Origin of the sequence: Gardnerella sp. 2492, from assembly GCF_050320365.1 — a bacterium.
GTDB lineage: Bacteria > Actinomycetota > Actinomycetes > Actinomycetales > Bifidobacteriaceae > Bifidobacterium.
Genome location: NZ_CP186952.1, coordinates 885,105 through 906,916, shown reverse-complemented (window position 1 = coordinate 906,916; position 21,812 = coordinate 885,105). Strand labels below are relative to the sequence as shown.

Genomic DNA, 21,812 nt, shown 5'->3' with positions numbered 1-21,812 from the left:
CTTTGATACGTATTTTTATGTTATCAAATTACAGGTATTGCGCTGATTTATATCTATTCTATTTACTTAGTTTTTATTGCACTAATAGATTTTTTAATTTCATTAATCATATCGTACGGAAGAGGAGCAGTTCCTGCAGCGTTGGAAGCCGCGCCCTGACCTTCTCCACTTACAACGTAACTAAGCCATGACTTTACAAAATTTGCTGTTGCAGCATCTTTATACGCTGGGCAAACAATATCGTACGAAACTAGCACAATAGGATACGCGCCTTTAATTTGCGTTGCGTGATTTATTTTGACTACCACGCGGTGATTTGACTTTTCTGTAGCAGCTGAATCTATTTCAGAATCTTCTAAAGTTTTTGTGCCGCCTTTTGCGGAAATCTCATTGTATGAGTCTCCAACTTTTACGGCAACCGTACCTAACTTGCCAACCTGCGAGAAATCAGCATAGCCTATAGCGCCATCTGCCATGCGAATAGTAGAAACAACGCCTGAAGTGCCTTTAGCGCCTTGACCAACACTATTTGGCCAATTCTCTGAAAGATCATACTTCCAATCTTCTGGAGACACATCTTTCAGATAGCTAAGGAAGTTCTGTGTAGTGCCTGATTTATCTGAACGGTGCACGACTGTAATCAAAGTATCTGGAAGTTTTAATTTAGGATTTTGTTTCTTTATAGCGTCGTCGTTCCAGCGCGTAATCTTTCCGTCGAAGATTTTCGCAATCGTGGAAGCGTCCATGTTGATGTGTTGACCAGCATCCGATACGCCTTTAAGGTTGAAAACAACAGCTATTGGTGAAACGTAAACTGGTACATCAAAAGCAGATGTGTTGTTTGCGCATACTTTTTTAGACTGTGAAATTTCGTCATCGCTTAAAGATTTATCTGATCCGGCCCATGCTGTTGCGCCTGTTAGGAAGGTTGTAATTCCAGCTCCGGAACCGGTAGGGTTATATGCGATTTTTGCGCCGCTATTTTTTGTTTGGAATCCTGCTATCCATGCTTCTACAGCAACTTGCTGAGAGGATGCGCCGGAACCTTGGAAATTGCCAGAAATACGCGCGCCTGAAGCGCTAGAAGAATCGTGCGATGCGCCTGCTGGAGTATTATCTCCGCAAGCCGCCATACTTGCGCACAAAGAAACCGCAGTGATAACCGCGGCGGCAATACGAATATTATGATTATTTGCATTAGACATTATTTTATTTTTGCGCATATTCTTCTTTCCTTTCGCGAAGAATTGCCTTGCGCCCCACCACATTTTCGCGTTCCTATAGCCGTATTTGCGAATTGGGCGCATTTTCTTATTTAATTCCTATCTTTTTTTATTAACGCAATCATCATAAATAGGTGGGTTAAACCTCACCGGCAAAAATAAAGCGGGTACCAAAAATGGCGGTATTTGGCGCTATATTTGATGCGACTTGCGTGCGAAGTAAGTCGGCGACATCCTCAGCGTGTCGAAATGTCACAAATTATACCGAAAATATCATAAATTTCGCACAATATTAATAGTCATTTTTGCAGCAGTGTCGGCATATTCTGAAATGTCAAATGTGTGGAAAGTTTCGTATTCAGTGTCAGCATTATCGCTCATAGCGCGAACTACCAGCGCTGGAATATCGTTTCGTGCAGCTACGTGCAAAACTGCTGCGCCTTCCATCTCTACTGCATCTGCATGAGTTTGTTCAATTACTTCCGCAACTTTTTCAGGAGTATCTACAAAATATCCTCCAGATGCGATAGTTCCTTCAATATGCGCAATGCCCATTTTATTAAGCGCTTCGCTTGCTACTTTTAGCAAATTCTCATCGGAATGAAACTCATTAGTAAACGGCTTCCACTGACCGATTAAACGCATATCTGTATCTAAATATCTTAAAGTTTTACCTAACACTATATCGTTAATATGTAGATTTTTGTTAAGATTTCCTGCAATACCAGAGAAAATTACAGCTTGCGGATTGTATTTGTCAATTAAATACTGTACTGTTGCGGCCGCGTTAACCAAGCCCATGCCACCAACTGTTGCGGCAACTTCGATTTTGTTACCATTTACCGAGTCAAGAGTTCCACAGGATACGTCAAGACTTGCAGACTTATCGTGAGTCACGTTTTCAAGCGCGCTAGCAATATGTGCAACTTCTTCTTCCATAGCGCCAATAATGGCAACTCGTGAAATTTCTGACATTACTATCATCCCCTTTAATTATTAATTATTAATTATTAATTATTATCTAATTACTTTTCGCATATTTTTCGGATACTTTTTAATTTGATGTAAATAAATTTTCCGAAGTTTGCATAAAGTTACGAAAGTCACGCGAATTACGTAACTTTCGCGAATTACGTTAAATACAATTACGTCTCGCAGCTACAGATTTAGCTAAAGTTTTTAGCAAATCGGCAGTATCTTCCCAAGAAATGCATCGATCCGTAATCGACTTTCCGTACTCAAGCTCGCTAAGAGGAGCAGGATCTTGATTGCCGCCTTGCAAAAAGCTTTCCATCATTACGCCAGTTATATCACTTTCGCCAGAAGCGATACGATCTGCAATTTCCCTAACAACTTGTGCCTGGCGGAACTCATTTTTACCTGAATTTCCGTGTGAGCAGTCAACTACAACACCATTAGATGCCATACAGTTAGTTCCAAGATGTAAACGTACTGAAGCTACAGCAGCAGCAACAGAAGCTGCATCATAATTTGGGCCGCTGCTTGAACCGCGGAGTACCACGTGACAGTCAGGATTGCCAAGAGTTTGAACTGCGCACGCACGTCCAAGATGGTCAATTCCAAAGAAAGTATGATGCTGGCTTGCGGCCAAACAACCGTTTACTGCGGCAGTAACAGAACCGTCAGTCGCGTTTTTAAAACCGACTGGCATAGAAAGACCGCTAGCAAGCTGACGATGAATCTGAGACTCAGTATTACGTGCGCCAATTGCTCCCCAGCTAACAGCATCCGCAATAAACTGAGGGCTAGTAGGCTCTAAAAACTCGGTTGCAGCAGCCAAGCCAGTATCTAACACGCCAAGAAGTGTGCGACGAGCGAGAAGTAAACCTTTGTGAATATCATGAGTGCCATCAATATCAGGATCGTTAATCAATCCCTTCCAACCAACTGTTGTGCGTGGTTTTTCAAAATACACGCGCATAACAATCAAAAGCTCACCTTCGAGTTTTTTGCGAAGTTCTGAGAGCCGAGAGGCGTAATCTAAAGCAGCTTTCGGATCGTGCACAGAACAAGGACCTACGATTACTAAAAGGCGATCATCTTCGCCGTTTAAGCAACTGCGTATTTCATCGCGAGACTCAGCAACAATATCCTGCGCATACGGCGACAACGGCAACTCGCCAAGCACCTGAGCAGGAGTTGGAAGTGGCTCAAGCTCAAGCACGCGGCGGTTGATAATGCGATCTACACCAACCTGGTCTTCCCAGCGCTGGAACTTCGCAGAGTTAAGAGGGTTGCGCCCCTCCTCAACCTCCTTCTTTACCGCGCGAGAAGTACGCTGCTCAGCCGTAGAAGACATTTGTTCACCATCCTATAAAACAAACCGCGCACCGCCGCGCTTGCGTTGGAAGTATAACCTAACTTGGTGTGGTCCGTTTGTGCCATTTGGCGGCACAAACGACCGAACTCGCGCAGAGAATCCACCCAACTTAATGTGGCCGGTGTTCTCGTCTTAAGATAAAGACGAGAACACCGCCGCGCTCACGCGAAAAGCACACCGTGCTTTTCACAATAGTGAGCGCGGCGCACTCGAGTAGGCTAATTTCCCTGTGAAATTAGCCTAAGCGAGTGCGCCCATTGGGTCCCACGCCGGCAAAACAATTGCTGGTTCTTCCAGTGCTTTCTTATATTCCTCTGGCAAAAGCGCCTTAGGTACCGCAACCTCATACACATACTCAGTAAACCAATCGTCGCTCATTGTGAAGTAACCCTTATCGGCAATATCGGAGCCCCAAGAGTTCTCTACGCGCCAACGGCGAGTAGTAGTACCATCTTCAGCAACATCTACACCAGCAAAAGCCATTGCATGGTTCATAGCGGAATCAGCAAAACGTACACGCTCTTCCTTATTTAAGTTAAAATCAACGCCGTAAACGCGACCATACTCAAACAAATCAGTAGCCCAAGCGCCATTTTCGCGATCCATCATAGGATGGCAATCAGCTCCAAACCATACAGGAATACCCTGCTCAACAAGAACCTTACGCACGCAATCCTTCATAAACTGATTTGGTACGTTCAGATATTCGGTAGCGTCACCTCCAGCAACATTACCCAAGTGCTCAATAGCAATCTTCTTGCCCTTTGGGTGCTCTGCTCGAGGATCATCCACTAAGCAAACATAATCTTCTAAACCAGCTGTAACGTACTTTTTCCAAAACTCAACTGGAGTAATTTCGCCATCGCGATGGAACTTTCCGTCCTTATCAGTCCACTCCCAGTCGAAACTCTTTGGAGGTTCGCCCAAGTGAATAGTCAAAATCCTGTGGCCTGCAGCAGTGGTATCAGCAATAATTTCGTCAATTTCAGCGGCGTTAGTGTACATATGCGCTACAGCAGTATGTAAAAGAGCGCGAAGCTGAGTATTCATGTCTCCAGTATCCTTAGATGAGGCGGTTTCTGGGAACAAATCTTTTGGCACAGCACCATACTTTTTGTAAACGTTCATTGCCATAGTCCACTGGCCGCCATCGCCCATAACGTCTTTCAGGAGATGCTGCACAAGACGAGAATCCGAAGGTTCTCCTGCACGTACGAGAGCAGCAACATCCTTCAAAAAGTAGTTCACGCGTTCAATCTTGTCATAGTACATTGCGTAGTTTTGTGAAAACTCAAATTCCTTCAAACCAAGCGATTTTTTAGCAACAAAGCGAGCAACGTTCAATGAGCTAAACAGCCAGCAACGTCCAGAATGATCCTGATGTGTGGCATCGCCATTATCTACAATCGTTGAAAAACGACGCTGTAAAAGTCGAGCACGATCATAGTTGCGAGCAACTTTATCAATGCCAGCAGCAGTTACGCCGTTCATTGCTAGACGATTTAATGGATTAGCTTCAAAATCTTCACGTAAGCTTTGTAATGCTTCTGGAGTTAAAGCAGAAATTTCAGCCACTATACTACCTTTCCTAATTTTAGCCTTATAACTTCAACTATCTTAATAAACCTATTTAACTATTCGAATTTAGTTAAGATATTTTAGTTGCAAAAGTTATCTTTTATTATTTCCTTTGCCGGATGCTTCTTCTGCTAGTGCTTTCTGCACTTCGCGCTGAGCTTTTTTAGCATCGTTTTCGCTCATTTCTGATGCGTTAGCGCCTCTTTCAGCATTATAAGCATCTGAATCTTCATCACTACCATCAGAGACGGAACTAGATCCAGCTTCCTGCTGTGCTGCGTCACCGAAGTCAAATCCAGAGAATGCGTTTGCGAACAAAGATCTTAATTCGGTTACTCGTTGCGTAATAGTTGCTTCGCGATGCTGTAATTGGCTTAATCGTGCTGTCATTCCGTCTAATTCTTGTTGAGCTGCAGCTCGACGCTCTTCTACCTGTGCAGTAGCATCTTGCATTGCTTTTCGCACAATCTTTGCAGCTTGTTCGTCGGCATTCTTGTGTGTTTGTTCAGCATAATCATCAGCATCTTGATGAATAGTTTTTGCTCGAGCTACTAATGCGTCAGCTTCTTCTTGTGCAGCTGCTTCGCGCTCTTTAAGACCAGATAGAAGTGCGTTTACTTTCTTGGTTGCTTCTTCCTGCTGTGCAGCTATGTCTGCTCGAATCTGCTCAACTTCTGCACTAACTTGGCTTAATGTTCGAGTGCGTTCAACTTGCGCTTCGTCGGCTATTTCCTGCGCTTTTGCTGCTGCAGCGTCTGTTATTTCTCCAGCTTTGCGCTGTGCATCTGCCATCATCTTAGATGCGTGCTCTCGCATGTCGGCGAGCTTCTTATTTGCTTCTCCTAATGCTGATTCGATCTGATCATTAGTTTCTGCTTTTGCGCGCGCGATTTCTTCGTTTGCTGCTGAACGCTGTTCTGCAATTTTTTGTGCTGCTTCTGATTTAAGCTCTGCGATTCCTCGCTCTTGTTCTGCTTTCTCAGATGCCATGCGCTTTGTATGTTCTTCGTGAGCATTATTTAGAGCCAGTGTTGCAGCATCTTTTTGTGCTGCAATATCTTTTGCAGTTGTGTCGCGCAAGCGTTTTGAATCTTCTTGCGCTGCTTGCATCATTTGTTGCGATTGTTTTGTGGCACTTGAAAGCATTGTATCTGCTTTTGTTTGTGCTTCTTGTAGTAGATGCTCTGCATCAAGTTTTGCGTTGTTTAGCAGCGTTCCTGCTTGTGCTTGTGCGCTCTTTTTGATTGATGCTGCATCTTGTTTTGCTCGTTCTAGCAACTGCGCGCTGGTTTGTTCAGCAGATGCCAGAAGCTGTTGTGCGTTCGCGCCGAGGGATGCGAATGTGTTGCCACTTTTTGCACGTTTTACATTGTTCTTTTCTTCTTGTAATTGTGCTTGTAATTGTAGAATTGATTCGTCGCTGGAACGCACTTGTTCGCGCAAACGTGATATTGTACGCTCGTAATTTGCAAAGGCTTCATTTACCTTGTCTTTGTCGTACCCACGCAGCGCGGTTGGGAATAACTCCGTTACCATAATTTTCCTTTCAGACCCCCGCACAGCATGTAGCCGCCGCCGTGCACTTATTATCAGCAACAACGCTATCACTTGCACGCGTTAAACACTCTCAGCGGTTGTAAGTTTTCGCGAAGCTTACACAAAAAAGTAGAGATAAGTCAATTTATTGTTGTTACCTTTTTGTTGAAGATAATGAAGGTATTAAAAATGATGTGCAAATCGAATGCAAAAAGCCAGAATCATATTATTGACTCTGGCTTTTGTTTTTAATTTATTAATTACTACTTAGTCACTTAATTACTTGCGTTTAATTTGCACCGCGAGGCTTACGCGTGTGCGTGCGAATTAAGTAAGCTTGACTGTCAACTAGAGGACGGCCTTCCTTATCGCGAGAATGCAGCGTGTATGTGCCATCGCCATCCATCCACCACGAGACAGTAGAATCAGCCATTTGCAAATCAATGTACTGAATCAACGCTTCAATCTGATCTGGCGAACTTATGCGAACCAAAGTTTCAACGCGGCGATCAAGATTACGGTGCATCAAATCAGCCGAGCCAATCCACACTTCTGGACCGCTTGCAGGACCGTCACCAATCTGCGGGCCGCAAGAATTAGCAAACGCATAAATGCGGCTGTGCTCAAGGAATCGGCCAAGAATAGAACGAACGCGAATATTCTCACTCAATCCTTCAATACCAGGCTTAAGCGAGCAAATTCCACGCTCAACAATATCGATTTTCACGCCAGCTTGAGATGCGCGATACAATGCGTCAATAGTCTGCTCGTCGACGACAGAATTAACCTTAATCTTAATCCACGCTTCCTTACCAGCAAGAGCTGCAGCTTCCTCACGACGAATGCGAGCAATAATGCCAGTTCGAACTGTGCGAGGAGCTACAAGCAGACGATGGAAACTAGACTTTGGAGCGTAACCAGAAAGCTGATTAAACAGGCGAGTCAAATCTTGACCGACTACAGGATCGCAAGTAAGCAAACCCAAATCCGTGTAAAGACGAGCAGTCTTAGGATTGTAATTACCCGTGCCAACGTGGCAGTAGCGGCGTAATCCTTCTGCTTCCTGACGAACCACAAGAGAAAGCTTGCAGTGAGTCTTTAAACCAACAATGCCGTACACAACGTGAACGCCTGCGCGCTCGAGTTTACGAGCCCAAGCAATATTTGCGTCCTCGTCAAATCGTGCCTTAATCTCAACCAACGCAAGTACCTGCTTGCCAGCGTGAGCTGCGTCAACAAGAGCGTCAATAATTGGCGAATTGCTAGACGTGCGATACAAAGTTTGCTTAATTGCAAGCACTTTTGGATCTGCAGCGGCTTGAGCGAGGAAAGCTTGTACAGAAGTAGAGAACGAATCGTAAGGATGATGAAGCAAAATATCATGCTCACGAATCGAAGCGAAAATATCCTGCGCGTGGCTAGTCTCAACTTCTGCAATTTGACGGTTAGTAGTAGGAATAAACGGACGATACTTCAAATCTGGGCGATCGAGTGCCTGTAATTCGAATAGCACCGTCATATCAAGTGGAGAAGGCAAACGGTAGACTTCCTCAGGACTTACGCGCAACTGATTAGCAAGAAGCTGCGATAAGAATGGGCTAGCTTCGTCGGAAATTTCCAAACGAATTGGCGGTCCAAAACGACGACGAAGAAGTTCCTTTTCCATAGCGTTCAGAAGATTCTCTGCATCGTCTTCCTCAACGTCAATATCTTCGTTACGTGTAACGCGGAATGAGCGCGCTTCTTTAATAATCATGCCTGGGAAAAGCGATTCCAAGTGTGCTGCAATCAACTTTTCCATAGTAATGAATCCGTAACGCTCTTCGCGACCTTCCTCATCAGTTAAATCGTCAACTGGTACAAGACGATTCAAATTATCTGGAATTTTTACGCGAGCAAAATGAGACTTTCCGGAATTTGGATTTTCGACGATAACCGCCAAGTTAATGGACTTTCCGGAAATATACGGGAACGGGTGTGCAGGATCTACTGCAAGAGGAGTAAGAACTGGAAATACTTGCTTTTTATAGTAATCAGACAAACGTTCTTTTTCTGATTCTGTAAGCTTATCCCAGCTGAGCAAAACAATACGCTGTTTTGCAAGCTCAGGAAGAATATGGTCGATTACGTAATGTGCGTGTTCGTCTTGGCGACGATGCGTAACTTCGCTGATAGCTCGCAACTGTTGACGTGGACTTAATCCGCTTGCTGCAGTTACTGCTATGCCGGAATCAATTCGGCGCTTTAAACCTGCAACTCGAACCATAAAGAATTCGTCGAGATTTGACGCAAAAATAGCTGCAAAATTAGCGCGTTCGAGAAGTGGTAAATCAGTATTCTGAGCCAGCTCAAGCACGCGTCGATTGAACTTCAACCAGCTTAATTCACGGTCGAAGAAACGATCTTTTGGCAACGGTAGCTCACCCTCACGAGCTTCACGTTTTTCTGCCTTTTCGTCTTCGGCGATATGCTCTGCAATTTGACCACGCAGAATCGCCTTTGAGGGAGCGTCAAAAATCTGTACCATAATCCGTAATTGTATGCGTTAGAAGGGATGTATGCGAATGAGTGTCGCCTTTGCGTAGTGTTTTTCTGATCGCAAAATCAGTCTGCGACACGCCGATGATTATTGCATATGAACGTAAGTGCACAATACGGTGGCTGCATGTTCACAAAACAGTGCAAGTTACGTGATTTTTTGCGTGCGATTGAACAGTATTGACAATATGTGAACAAAGGCTATTTTGAGCTTTACTATTAAGCAAAAAGCAGAGATAATAAAAGTACAAAAACAAAAAAGAGTTAGCGGTAACCCACAGAAGTGTATGGATATGAAATCCGTGGACGTTGGACGGAATACTTAAGACTTTAACCGTTGCAACGAGGATGTTGTGCAGATGAAACCGCTGAAGTTGTTTTTGTAGACAAGAGGCTCGCCAAAGTGACGAGCCTCTTTTGATATGGGGGGTGATTTTACTGCTAGTGCAGACTGTCGCTCTCATAGTGGAAACTATCAAAGAATAATCGTTGGAATTCATTTTCTTAGCTTCTTTGAAAATGAGAATATATTGTGTTCCATGCTGTGCTAAGCGCAATTGCGAGTTGTTGAACGATTGTTAAGCGACGAGTCGTTAAATTTTGGCGAGTGATTACGTGTGCGGAGTTTGAAACAGGTAAGAAGGATCGAAGGACCATGCAATATTCGTTTATGACGAAGTTGGCTGCAGAATTTATTGGCACTGCTATTCTCATGATTTTTGGAAACGGTGCTGTAGCAAACGTTGAATTAAAAAATACTAAAGGACACCATGCCGGATGGCTCAACATTGCAATGGGTTATGGTTTTGGCGTAATGTTCCCGGTACTAATGTTCGGCGGGATTTCAGGTGCGCATATCAATCCTGCTATGACGATTGCGCAAGCTGCAAATGGAATGTTTGAGTGGCAAAACGTTGCGCCTTATATTGCAGCTCAGCTTTTGGGCGCGTTGGTTGGTCAGCTTATTGTGTACGTAACTTATTTGCCGCATTACAACGAAACTGAGGAGCCGGGAGCTATTCTTGGCACTTTCTGCACTACTGATGCATATAACAACAAGCTTAACTACTTCCTTAACGAATTCTTCGGCACACTCGTGCTTGTTCTGACTGCGCTTTGCTGCATTGAGTCTCCATGGAGTAAGGGTAATTTGGCCGGTGCCGCAATCGTTGTTGGCTTCGTTGTTTGGGGATTGGTGACTTCTATGGGCGGCCCAACTGGTCCTGCTTTGAATCCTGCTCGAGATCTTATGCCGCGTTTGCTTCACGCAATTTTGCCAATCCCACACAAGGGATCTTCTCGTTGGGGTGAAGCGTGGATTCCAGTTGTTGCTCCTACAGCTGGAGCAATCCTGGGTGTTCTTATGTATAAGGTCTTGTTTGTATAAAACATTTGCTTTTGATTGCTTTTGATTACGATTGATTGCGATTGTAAGAAGCGCGTAATGCTAGTATGAATGCGTTGCGCGCTTTTTATTTTGCAAGTTTATGCTTATTAAGAAGGGTATTAGGAAAGATATCAGGAAAGATATTAGGAAAGACGAAATCATGTTTTCTAAGTCAACTATTGCAATTGGTCGTTTTGCGCCGACTCCATCCGGACGCATGCATATTGGAAACATGGTTGCTATGCTTGCGGCTTGGCTTTCCGCAAAATCGCAAGGCGGCCAAATGCTTTTGCGCTTGGAAGATCTTGATATTGCGCGAATGCCGAAAGATGCCAGCGCGCGAGTTATTGAAGATTTGAAGTGGGCCGGCCTTGATTGGGTAGGAGAGCCGACTTATCAGCATGAGCGCACGGCAATCTACAAAGAAGCTCTTGAATCACTAGAATTTTTGAAAGATAGTGACGGAAATTCGTTAATCTACCCTTGTTTTTGCTCGCGTTCCGATATTCGCGCAATCGCAGCTCCGCAAGAAGGCGATGGTTTTATACGCTACCCAGGTACGTGCAGAAATCTTCGTAAAAACGCGGAAGGTTTGGCACAAATCGAAAAGCGTTTGCAAAATAATCAGCAACATTCTTTGCGACTTGCGGTACCGTCGGCTGATTCGCCGCAAGCAAATGTGAGTTTTGAAGACGCGATTTTTGGTGTGCAATCTTTTAATATTGATCGCGATTTGGGGGACATGGTGATTCGCCGCGCGGATGGCGTTTTTTCTTATCAACTTGCGGTTGTTGTTGACGACGTGCTTTCGGGAGTAAATGATATTGTGCGCGGCCGTGATTTGTTGCGCTCTGCTGCGCTTCAAATTTGGATTGGTGAATTGCTTGAAAAATCTGGATTTTTTGCGGCTCACGGTACGCATTACGTGCGTCCGCAATTTGCGCACTTGCCGCTGATTGACAACGCTCAAGGCGAGCGACTTGCAAAAAGTAAGCATTCACTAGACGTTGGTGCACTTCGAGAATCTGGCTGGAGCGCCGAGCGCATGATTGGCTACTGTATGTATCTTTTGGGATACAGAAAGCCTGGGCAAAATAAGCCGGTAGATATGAGTGCTGCCGATGCACTCGCGTTATTTAAAAGCCTTGACACGCCGTGGGATTCTGTTCGCGTAAACCTAGCCGACAAATCCGTGCCCTTCCTCGACTAAACTATGTAGTTAGGTTTGATAGATTGGGGCAATAAATGGCATATATGACGCAAAAAGATTTAGCGAATACTGAGGTCGATTGTATTCGCGCGCGTCAAATTGCCGACGGTGTACACAGCGTACAAGACGCTATTGCTCAAGCCGAATCGCATTACGGACGCAAATCTGGATCTGTTACGTTACTAGCTGCAACAAAAACGCGAGATGTTGGCGAAATTATGGCAGCGCTTCGTGCTGGAGTGCGAGTAATTGGGGAAAATCGCCCGCAAGAAATTGTTGCGAAAGCTGAAATTTTACGCGCGCAAGCAGCTCGCGAGAATTTAAGTATAGGAATAAACGGCGAAATTCCGCTCTACTTAATCGGCCAGCTGCAGAGCAATAAAATAAACAAAGTCTTGCCACTTGCGAATGGAATTCAGTCAGTCGATAGTATTGAGCTTGCGCAAAAAATATCTACTCGTGCGCAAAATTTGGGACTTTGCGTAGACATTATGCTGGAAGTGAACGTTTCGGGAGAAGCTACAAAATCGGGGTGTGAACCAGAACGCGCGATTGACGAAGCACTCGCTATATCTAGTCTGCCAGCGCTTAATTTGCGCGGATTTATGACGCTTGGAGCGCGCGTAGATGATGAAAAGATAGTAAGAAGCGGTTTTGCAGCATTGCGAGAAATTAGAGATTCTGTAAGTAAACAACTCGTGCAATACTCTGCAAAATTAGAGCTTTCGATGGGAATGTCTGGCGATTTGTCGTGGGCGATTGCCGAAGGTTCGACGATGGTTCGAATCGGTTCGGCAATCTTTGGCCCACGCGCATTTGTGTAGTCTTAAGTTAAATCGATGATTTTAGTTACGCATGCACAATCACATTGTGCAACGAACCGATGCCATCTACGTGTACGATAGCCTCGTCGCCGGCGCGTAAAGTTCCAGCTGGGTATGGGGTTCCTGTCAAAATCACATCTCCTGGAAGAAGTGTCGAGAAGCTTGAAATTGCAGCAATTTGTTCAGGAATATTGTGAATAAGTCGAGCTGTAGTACCGTCAGCTTCCTGTACATTTTCGCCATTAAGAGTAAACGAAATATGTGCATCGCGCCAATTTAGCTCGGTTGTAATCCAGGGTCCAAGTGGGCAAGAAGTGTCGAAACCCTTTGCGCGCGTCCACATTGGGTCGCTTCCTGCACAATCTCGTAAAGTTACGTCGTTTACGCACGTAAAACCAAATACGTAATTCATTGCGGTATCTGCAGTTACATTTTTGGCGATTTTACCAATGATGACTGCCACTTCTGGCTCAAAATTCATGTCGTTTGAGAAAGCAGGAATTACAATCGGATCGTCTGGGCCAATTACAGAAGTGCTCGGCTTTGTAAAAATCACCATATCTGCAGCAGTATGCGAAGATGCCGCAGGAGAAGTAGCGCGCTCGTCGTCAGAACGCGTATCGTAATTTTTTGCCAATCCGTAAACTTTTGAAGGAATTACAGGCACAAGCAAGCGAACACCATCGGCGTCCAACGCGTAACGCTTACCAGTTGGCTTGACTCCTTGCGGGCTTAAAGGATGCCCTTCAAGCGCTACTAAATAATCTTTACCGTCGGTTTCGTCTTTTTGAACGAAAGCGTATTGCGGAACTTCATTATACGAAAAACGTGCAATTCTCATGTTTTTAAGATTACGACATATTTGCTACTTAATTAAACCTTGTTTACTACTTAACCGAACTTTGCTGGCTGCTTAATTAAATTATTTGCGTAAATTATTTGCGATTAAAAATTCTTGAAAACAAAACTTGAGTCTAGTACACTCAAGTTTTAGGAATAAAGTTATAGAAAATCTGTTATACGTATCAGATACATGAAAGTGAAAGCTCGTTAGAACTCGAAAGTATTGTCAAAAAGCTTGAAATTGCAGTGAAAATTGCAGTGAAAGTTGCAGTGATTTGACTTAACTGAAATGTGTTTTAGAGCTTTCGTGGAAATGAGGTAGATATGGAACAAAAGTTTACAACCTTAGCACAAGACGCATTAAGTGATGCTGTGCAAAGTGCAGCGGCTGCTGGCAATGCGCAAGTTGACACTTTGCATTTGGCGGATGCTTTACTTCGCCAAGAGCAGGGCGTCGTTCGCGCGCTTATTGCGCAGGCTGGTGCAGATGCGCAACAAATTGGTGCTGAAATTCGTAATGCATTAGTGGCATTGCCTTCATCTACTGGCTCAACTACAACTAAGCCAGACGCAAGCCGTCAGCTTTTGGCTGCGCTAAGCCAGGCAGAAAAAGAAATGCGTGCAATGGGAGACGAATACGTTTCCACTGAACATATGCTTGTTGGCATGGTTGCAAGTGCGCCAAATGCTGTTGCGGATATTTTCAAAAAGCACAACGTTTCCGCAGACGCGTTGCGCAAGGCTGTGCCAACTGTACGCGGAGGGGCGAAAGTTACAAGCCCAGACGCGGAAGGCAACTACAAAGCGCTTGAAAAGTATTCTGTTGATATGACTGCGCGCGCTCGTGAAGGAAAGCTTGACCCAGTGATTGGACGAGACCAGGAAATTCGTCGTGTGATTCAGATTCTTTCTCGCCGCACGAAGAATAATCCTGTGCTAATTGGCGAGCCGGGCGTTGGTAAAACGGCAGTTGTGGAAGGCTTGGCTCAGCGAATTGTTGCCGGAGATGTGCCTACGACTTTGCAGAACAAGCGTCTTATCAGTCTCGACTTGGCTTCGATGGTTGCAGGTTCGAAGTATCGCGGTGAGTTTGAGGAACGCTTAAAGGCAGTGTTGAAGGAAATTCAGCAATCAGACGGTCAAATTATTACGTTTATTGATGAGATTCACACTGTTGTTGGCGCAGGCTCTGCAGAAGGTTCAATGGATGCTGGCAATATGCTTAAGCCAATGCTTGCGCGCGGTGAGCTGCGTTTGGTTGGCGCAACTACGCTTAACGAGTATCGCGAGCATATTGAAAAGGATTCGGCGCTTGAGCGCAGATTCCAGCAAGTGTTCGTTGGTGAGCCTTCTGTTGAAGACACAGTGACGATTTTGCGTGGACTTAAGCAACGTTACGAAGCGCACCATAAGGTGACTATTAGTGACGATGCAATCGTAGCTGCAGCAACGCTTTCGAACCGTTATATTACCGGAAGGCAGCTTCCAGATAAGGCGATTGATTTGGTTGACGAAGCTGCTGCTCACTTGCGTATGGAGCTCGATTCTCAGCCAGAAGAGATTGACGAATTGCAGCGCAAAGTTACGCGTCTTGAAATGGAAGAAATGCAATTAAAGAAAGCGGAAGATGCTGCTGCTAAAGAACGCTTAGAAAAGTTGCAGGAAGAATTGGCAAACTCGCGCGAAAAGCTTGCTGGTTTGAAGGCGCGTTGGGATGCAGAAAAGGCCGGTCACAACAAAGTCGGTGATTTGCGCGCGCAACTCGACGCTAAGCGCGTAGAAGCCGACAAATTCACGCGCGAAGGCAACTTGGAACAAGCAAGCCGTATTTTGTATGGCGAAATACCAAGCATTCAAAAAGCTTTGGAAGAAGCAGAATCTCAAGCTGCTAATGCTAAGAGTGAAGCAAAAGAGCCGATGGTTCCAGACCAGGTTGATGCTGATTCTATTGCTGGAGTCGTTAGTGAATGGACTGGTATTCCTGTTGGTCGCTTGATGCAAGGCGAAAACGAGAAGCTGCTCAACATGGAAAAGGAGCTTTCTAAGCGCGTTGTTGGTCAAAGCGAAGCAATTCAGGCTATAGCGGATGCTGTGCGCAGAAGCCGTGCTGGAATTGCAGACCCTAATCGTCCGACTGGTTCGTTCCTATTCTTGGGTCCTACTGGCGTTGGTAAGACGGAGCTTGCGAAGGCTCTTGCCGACTTCTTGTTTGACGACGAGCGTGCAATGGTTCGCATTGATATGAGCGAGTACATGGAAAAGGCTTCTGTTTCTCGTCTTATCGGTGCTGCTCCTGGTTACATTGGCTATGAGGAAGGTGGTCAGCTTACTGAAGCCGTGCGTAGACGTCCGTATTCTGTAGTGCTTTTTGACGAAGTTGAGAAGGCGCATCCAGAAGTATTCGACGTTTTGTTGCAGGTTTTGGATGATGGTCGTTTGACTGACGGACAAGGTAGAACGGTTGATTTTACGAATACGATTTTGATTATGACATCAAACTTGGGCTCGCAATTCCTTGTGCAAGAAGGCTTGGACGATGCTGCTAAACGCAAGGCTGTTATGAACGCTGTTCACGCTGAGTTTAAGCCAGAGTTCATCAACCGTTTGGATGAGCTTGTTATGTTCCATCCGTTGAGCCACGAAGAGCTTGGCGGAATTGTGGATATTCAAGTTCGTCAAGTGGCTGCACGCTTGAGTGATCGCCGTATTAGCTTGGATGTGAGCGATTCTGCTCGAGCTTGGCTTGCGGAGCATGGCTATGATCCAGTTTACGGCGCTCGTCCGTTGCGTAGATTGGTTCAAACGGAAATTGGCGATCAGCTTGCGCGATTGCTGCTTTCTGGAAAGGTGCATGATGGTGCTCGCGTAGTTGCGGATTGTGAGAATACTAGCGACCATGTGACTCTCAAGATTGCGTAGTGCTGCATTCTTCAATGTAGTCAAATAATGTAGTCAAATAAAACAAAGCGTGCTGTTTATTGGATTATTTTCCAATAGATGGCACGCTATTTTTGTATTAGATAATGCACGTGTTTAATTATGTTTTAAAAGTCAACTCAATAGTGTTTAATAGAACGTATGTTCGATAATATTGTGATGTTTGTTTTAATGGTGGTTGCTGTTGTAATAACCGCCATTGTTGTGCTGGCTATTGTTAAGCACAACTCTGGAACGCAAGGCGCTAATGGCGTAAACCAGCGCGAATTTAACGAATTGCGCTCGCAGTATGAGCAAGCGCGCGCTCAAGCGCAAGAAAATGGCAATCAGGCTATACGATATCGCACACAAGCAGAGCAGCTCGCTGAGCGATTGAAATTTGTTGAGACGGAGCTGTTAAAAGCGCAGCAAGCAGAACAATTGCGAGTGAATCGTGAAGAGCAATTGCGCACAGAGCGAGAAGAACGCGAACGATTAAATCGTGAAAAAACTTTGAAAGAGCAAGGTAAAGTCTTGGAAGCGCTTGCTCCAGTAAAAGACAATCTCGAAGCATTGAAGAATAAAGTTTCGCAAATTGAAGAAGGCCGCAAGCAAGAAATGGGCGTGCTAAGCACTCAGCTTAAAGGCCTAAGTGAGCAGCAAACAAGGCTTGACCGCGAAACAAGTTCGCTTTCTGCAGCATTGCGAAATAATAAGGTTCGCGGAGCTTGGGGAGAGGCTCAGCTAAAGAATATTGTGGAATCTGCAGGCTTGCTTGAGCATGTTGATTTTGATACGCAAGTTGTTGTAACGGGAGTAAATGGCGAACAGCAGAGACCGGATATGGTTGTGCATCTGCCAGGAGGCAAAACAATTCCAGTTGATGCAAAAGTTCCGTATGCGGATTATCAGCGCGCTTGCGAAATACCAGATAATGCAAGTGACGAAGAATTAGCTAGAAGGAGTGAACTTCTAAAAGCGCATGCTAAGGCTTTGCGAGAGCACGTTAGAGTATTGGGAGCTAAAGCGTATTGGCAGGCTTTTGAAACAGCACCAGATTTTGTAGTTGCATTTATTCCAAACGAAGCGTTGCTTCAGGCAGCTCTTGAAGCGGATCCAACGCTTATGGATGATGCTTTTGCGCAAAAAGTAGCTCTCACTTCTCCAGTTACTTTGTGGGCTGTGCTTAAGTCTGTTGCGTACGCATGGCAGCAGCAAAGTCTTACAGATGATGCAAAAGAACTTTTCGATTTATCTAGAGAATTGTACGATCGCTTTGCAGTTCTTGGAGAAAATGCTTCAAAACTTGGCGTATCTTTGGCAAGAACGGTTGCAGCTTACAATAAGTTTGCTTCTTCGCTTGAGTCGCGAGTGTTGGTAACGGCGCGTAAACTTCAGAAGTTAGATCAAAGTAAAGTTATTGCTTCAATAGATCTTATAGATTCTGATAAAGCTGATGTTAAAGAGCTGAGTGCTCCGGAAGTATCAGTGGAAGATCGTTAAGCATAAAAACATTAAAGCATCAAAAATTGAAGAACTTTAAACGCTAAGGAGCGTAACAATGGCAGAATTGCAAGAAGAACGTGCTGAGCTTGAACGCATGCTTTGTGCGGATATGAGTGCGAAACCATTTAGCGAACTGTTTTCTGTTACTTTTAATCAGCGCGGTTCTAAGCTGGTTGGTGACGTTCTTTTTGATGCAATTGAGCGAGCTGGGTATTCGTTAGAGCGCGATGTTGACGCTGTTGGTGCGTTAACTGCTGCTGCAGTGCCGATGGTTTTTGCGCTTATTCATGCTGCAGAACGTAAAGGAATTGCGCTCGATGGATTTGTTATGGATTTTGTTTTTCCTGCAACAAAAGGTCCGTCAGTTAAAGGCAAGCGAGTATTGTTGCTTGACTCTTGGCTTTCTGAAAAGTCGTATATTCAAACTTCTTCGCTTGTGACTTTACGACACGGCAATGAATTAAGTCTTGATTTTGGCATTGTTAAGCAGCAAGGAGCGCAAATTCTTGCTATAGTTGCATTAATTGGTGGTGTTGACGCCGACGAACAAGGCATGAGGCATCTTCAATTAGTAAATCCAATAAGTGAGGAGCATACTAAAATGGCATTTGTTCAAGCTTTCGGTGAAGAAGAATTACGTGCAGATGCAGAACACGAAGATTGCTGCAACGATCATTGCTGTGGTGGTCATTGTGAGGTTAAATGCACTGGTGATTGCAAACATGATGGTTGCACTGAGCCTTGCTGTGAAGACAACTGCTGTGGCGGTCACTGCAAGGTAGAGTGCACTGGTGATTGCAAGCATGACGGTTGCACTGAGCCATGCTGTGAGGATGATTGCTGTGGCGGTCATTGCAAGTCAGGTTGCACAGGTGATTGCGCAACTGACGGCTGCCAAGATTAGTTTGCCCAGATTAATCGCAAATTAATACTTTAAGTGGAGTAAAACTCACACATGCACGAACCGAATCCAATTACTTTGGCTGCAAAAGCTTCCGATGAGCCAGAATTCCGACCTATAGGAGTTGGCCCGTGGGAAGAAGAACACCCAGGTGAGCCTCGTCCAGATAATCCAGAATCGCCAAATTACGATGCGCGGTTTAGCACTGAATTACTAGACGAAGGCGATCAGCGTAACGTTCTAGACCGTTACAGATACTGGAAAGTGGAAGCAATAAAAGCGGATCTCGATTCTAAAGGTCGTCATGAGTTTGAAGTAGCAGTAGAAAATTGGACTCACGATTTCAACATAGGCTCTATGGTTCGCACTGCAAACGCGTTTACTGCGAAAAAAGTGTATATTGTAGGGCCTCATAAATGGAATCGCAAAGGCTCGTTAATGACTGAGCTATACCAATACGTTGAGTGCTGCCCAACTATTGAAACTCTGGTAACTAATTGGCGCGAAAATATAGCACGAGAAACAGAAGAAGCGCATCAACTTTTACTTAAAGCGCAAGAAGAAGGCAATAAAGAAGTCGAAAAAATTGCAAATATCAAGGAACAAGACGCTAAAAACGCTCGCATTATAGCTCTAGATATTATTCCAGGCGCAGTTGCTATGGAAAACTACAAGTTCCCTAAACGTTGCCTTATGCTTTTTGGTGCGGAAGGTCCGGGTCTTTCTAAAAAAGCACTAGAAATGGCGGACGATGTTGTTTATATTTCGCAATTCGGATCTGTTCGCTCACTAAATGCAGGAGCCGCTGCGGCTGTTTCCATGCATGCGTGGATTGCGCAACATGCAGCACCAAACTGCTGAATCTTAATCAAAATCTTAATCAAAATGCATTAGCTTGTACTCATAAACGTTTATATTTGATGTTTATTTTTTTTTATTTGTGATACTGTTAATTTATGTTAGAATTTCAACATATTACAAAGCGTTTTGGCGCAAAAACAGTGCTTAAAGACGTTTCTTTTGTCGCTGAAGACGGTAAAGTCACGGGCTTTTTGGGTCCTAACGGCGCTGGTAAATCTACCACCATGCGTTGTGCATTAAATCTTATTCATGCAAATAGTGGCACTTCTCTTATTGACGGAAGACCTTACGCAAAAATCGTATCTCCAATGACAGAAGTTGGCGCAGTTCTTGATGCAAAGTCTGCTCACAGGGGTCGTTCCGCTTACAATCACCTGTATTCACTGGCTTTAACTCATGGAATATCAAAGAAACGTGTTGATGAAGTCATTGATATTACTGGTTTGACTAGTGTAAAAAAACGCAAGGCTGGTTCGTTCTCGCTTGGCATGGGTCAGCGTCTTTCAATCGCTGCAGCTCTTTTAGCAGACCCGCATAATCTCATACTTGACGAACCGGTTAACGGTTTGGATCCAGAAGGCGTTAAGTGGGTTCGTGAATTATGCAAGTATTACGCAAGTCAAGGTCGTGCAATACTGCTTAGTTCTCATTTAATGAGCGAAGTTGCTCTTACTGCAGATAATCTTGTGATTATTGCGCATGGAGAAATTTTGGAGCGCACGACGGTACAAGATTTTGTTAATGCGCATTCTCAACATGCTATACGTTTAGTGACACCTGAAGGCGAAAAACTAAAGTCTGTGCTTACTCAAAATCGTCCGGAATGCAAGATTTTGCCAGATAGCAGAACTCCACAAGATGTCCAGGAAGGTGAGCTTTTTAAGATAACAGGTTGTGAGCTTAATCAGCTTGCTCGGGAAATTGCAGATAATCAAATTATGGTTTACCAGCTAAATCAAGAGCACGCCTCGCTTGAGGAAGCATATTTGGCTCTTACGCACGGTCAAGAGCAGTACGCAACAAAAGCATTGCCAAATGCTGCTGCTGCGACTGGAACGCAATATGCAGATGGAGGAAGCGCAAAATGAGTGAGCAAATTAATCAATCTGTTAATCAATCTGTTGATCAAGAAACAAGCAACTCTTACAAAACCGGCAGAAGTATGAACTCTCAGCACTTGCGTCTTACATTTATGCACTCGCTTAAATCCGAGATGGTTAAGTTGCGTGGGCTTGCATCCACTTGGTGGTGCGTGGCATTAGCCATTATTTTGCCTGCAGTTTTCAGCTTTATAATCGCGATTGTGCAAAAAGCAATATCTAAAGTTGACTTTACTAAAGAGGGTGCAGCTGGTAGCAAATCAAGCGGTGCAGTCACCATGGGGCCGAGCGATAAAAGCAGCCTTATTACATCTCAAGAAGGTATTTTCAGCTTAGTTATTAGTTTTGCTTCTATATCTTTGATTGTTATTGCGATTTTTGCAGTGCTTTCTATAACAGCTGAGCATTCCACAACTTCAATTCAAGCTTCGCTTACGTCTGTACCACGCAGGGGTATGTTCTTTACTGCTAAGTTTGTTGCAGTTGCAATCTACGTTTTTGTGGTGCAGCTTATTGCGATGGCAGTTTCGCTAGTTGCTGCAGAATTAGCATTTATGGGTGAGAATATTTCAGGCTTGTCTGGAAGTAGAACATGGCAATTACCTCTTACGCTGTTCCTTGGATCTCCTGTAATTATGGTTGTTGTGGCAGCAATGGCGTACGGTTTCGGCATGATCTGCAAGTCAACTGCTGGCGGAATTATGTGCGTTATTGGAGCCGTAATGATTTTGCCTACTGTTCTTAGCATTATTGTGCTTTCAAGTGGTTTTGCGAAGTGGACTTTAGTTCTTACTCAGCTTTTGCCTGGCACAGCTGTAAGTCAGTTCTTGGGTGATTCTTCTAGTTCTAACGGAAGATTCTCATCAAGCGCAAATGTTGCTTTTGAATGGTGGCAGTCCGGTTTAGTGGTTCTAGCCTGGGCTGTGGTTATGTATGCAATCGGATACATGCTTGAAAAGCATCGCGATATTTGATCTAAAACTAGTTAAATAAAAAATAAGTAAACCCCATCCAATTTCGTTTCATAATGATTCGAAGAACGGATGGG

The 21,812-nt window shown here is 44.5% G+C and carries 16 protein-coding genes; 9 read left to right on the top strand and 7 right to left on the bottom strand.

The features are described 5' to 3' along the window. Positions 1-62: 62 nt before the first annotated feature. The 6 genes from pstS to ACPFYS_RS03550 all read right to left on the bottom strand — a co-directional run bounded on the left by pstS (position 63) and on the right by ACPFYS_RS03550 (position 9,205). Entirely contained in the window at positions 63-1,268 is a 1,206-nt protein-coding gene (pstS, locus tag ACPFYS_RS03575) for a phosphate ABC transporter substrate-binding protein PstS (RefSeq protein WP_427877636.1), read from the bottom strand. A gap of 228 nt (positions 1,269-1,496) precedes the next feature. Beyond that, positions 1,497-2,198, bottom strand: a complete 702-nt coding sequence (mtnN, locus tag ACPFYS_RS03570; protein ID WP_427875949.1) for a 5'-methylthioadenosine/S-adenosylhomocysteine nucleosidase — start codon at positions 2,196-2,198, stop codon at positions 1,497-1,499. 160 nt (positions 2,199-2,358) lie between these two features. Then, the gene (locus ACPFYS_RS03565; RefSeq protein WP_427875948.1) at positions 2,359-3,543 is read right to left on the bottom strand and encodes a 3-deoxy-7-phosphoheptulonate synthase; all 1,185 of its coding nucleotides are present in this window, start codon (positions 3,541-3,543) and stop codon (positions 2,359-2,361) included. A gap of 261 nt (positions 3,544-3,804) precedes the next feature. Continuing rightward, the gene (locus ACPFYS_RS03560) at positions 3,805-5,139 is read right to left on the bottom strand and encodes a C1 family peptidase (protein WP_427875947.1); all 1,335 of its coding nucleotides are present in this window, start codon (positions 5,137-5,139) and stop codon (positions 3,805-3,807) included. A gap of 96 nt (positions 5,140-5,235) precedes the next feature. Next, complete coding sequence (locus tag ACPFYS_RS03555; RefSeq protein ID WP_427875946.1) at positions 5,236-6,678, bottom strand: cell division protein; 1,443 nt, start codon at positions 6,676-6,678, stop codon at positions 5,236-5,238. Between the two features lie 289 nt (positions 6,679-6,967). Beyond that, on the bottom strand, positions 6,968-9,205 hold the full coding sequence (locus tag ACPFYS_RS03550; protein ID WP_427875945.1) for an RNA degradosome polyphosphate kinase: 2,238 nt from the start codon (positions 9,203-9,205) through the stop codon (positions 6,968-6,970). Positions 9,206-9,871: 666 nt separating this feature from the next. On the opposite strand from ACPFYS_RS03550, the gene ACPFYS_RS03545 reads away from it, so the two are divergent. The 3 genes from ACPFYS_RS03545 (at position 9,872) to ACPFYS_RS03535 (ending at position 12,637) form a co-directional block, all read left to right on the top strand. Next, the gene (locus tag ACPFYS_RS03545) at positions 9,872-10,603 is read left to right on the top strand and encodes an MIP/aquaporin family protein (RefSeq protein ID WP_427875944.1); all 732 of its coding nucleotides are present in this window, start codon (positions 9,872-9,874) and stop codon (positions 10,601-10,603) included. Positions 10,604-10,763: 160 nt separating this feature from the next. Then, entirely contained in the window at positions 10,764-11,813 is a 1,050-nt protein-coding gene (locus ACPFYS_RS03540) for a glutamyl-Q tRNA(Asp) synthetase (protein ID WP_427877634.1), read from the top strand. A 35-nt stretch (positions 11,814-11,848) separates the two neighbouring features. Next, positions 11,849-12,637, top strand: coding sequence for a YggS family pyridoxal phosphate-dependent enzyme (locus ACPFYS_RS03535; protein WP_427875943.1), 789 nt, complete (start codon positions 11,849-11,851; stop codon positions 12,635-12,637). Between the two features lie 25 nt (positions 12,638-12,662). Here the strand turns inward: ACPFYS_RS03535 and ACPFYS_RS03530 are convergent, their stop codons facing one another. Continuing rightward, positions 12,663-13,478, bottom strand: a complete 816-nt coding sequence (locus ACPFYS_RS03530) for a fumarylacetoacetate hydrolase family protein (protein ID WP_427875942.1) — start codon at positions 13,476-13,478, stop codon at positions 12,663-12,665. 326 nt (positions 13,479-13,804) lie between these two features. Between ACPFYS_RS03530 and clpB the strand changes: the two genes are divergently transcribed. From clpB to ACPFYS_RS03500, 6 genes are all read left to right on the top strand, one after another. Beyond that, positions 13,805-16,399: an ATP-dependent chaperone ClpB gene (clpB, locus tag ACPFYS_RS03525; protein WP_427875941.1), complete on the top strand. Its 2,595-nt coding sequence runs from the start codon at positions 13,805-13,807 to the stop codon at positions 16,397-16,399. A gap of 159 nt (positions 16,400-16,558) precedes the next feature. Beyond that, positions 16,559-17,899, top strand: a complete 1,341-nt coding sequence (rmuC, locus tag ACPFYS_RS03520; protein ID WP_427875940.1) for a DNA recombination protein RmuC — start codon at positions 16,559-16,561, stop codon at positions 17,897-17,899. Between the two features lie 58 nt (positions 17,900-17,957). Then, positions 17,958-18,806, top strand: a complete 849-nt coding sequence (locus ACPFYS_RS03515) for a hypothetical protein (RefSeq protein WP_427875939.1) — start codon at positions 17,958-17,960, stop codon at positions 18,804-18,806. 51 nt (positions 18,807-18,857) lie between these two features. Then, positions 18,858-19,664 carry a TrmH family RNA methyltransferase gene (locus ACPFYS_RS03510; protein WP_427875938.1) on the top strand — a complete coding sequence of 269 codons (807 nt, stop codon included), beginning with the start codon at positions 18,858-18,860 and terminating at the stop codon, positions 19,662-19,664. A 95-nt stretch (positions 19,665-19,759) separates the two neighbouring features. After that, positions 19,760-20,752, top strand: coding sequence for an ATP-binding cassette domain-containing protein (locus ACPFYS_RS03505; protein ID WP_427875937.1), 993 nt, complete (start codon positions 19,760-19,762; stop codon positions 20,750-20,752). After that, positions 20,749-21,738, top strand: a complete 990-nt coding sequence (locus tag ACPFYS_RS03500; RefSeq protein WP_427875936.1) for an ABC transporter permease subunit — start codon at positions 20,749-20,751, stop codon at positions 21,736-21,738. Before ACPFYS_RS03505 ends, ACPFYS_RS03500 begins: the two co-directional genes overlap by 4 nt. Positions 21,739-21,812 lie beyond the last annotated feature (74 nt).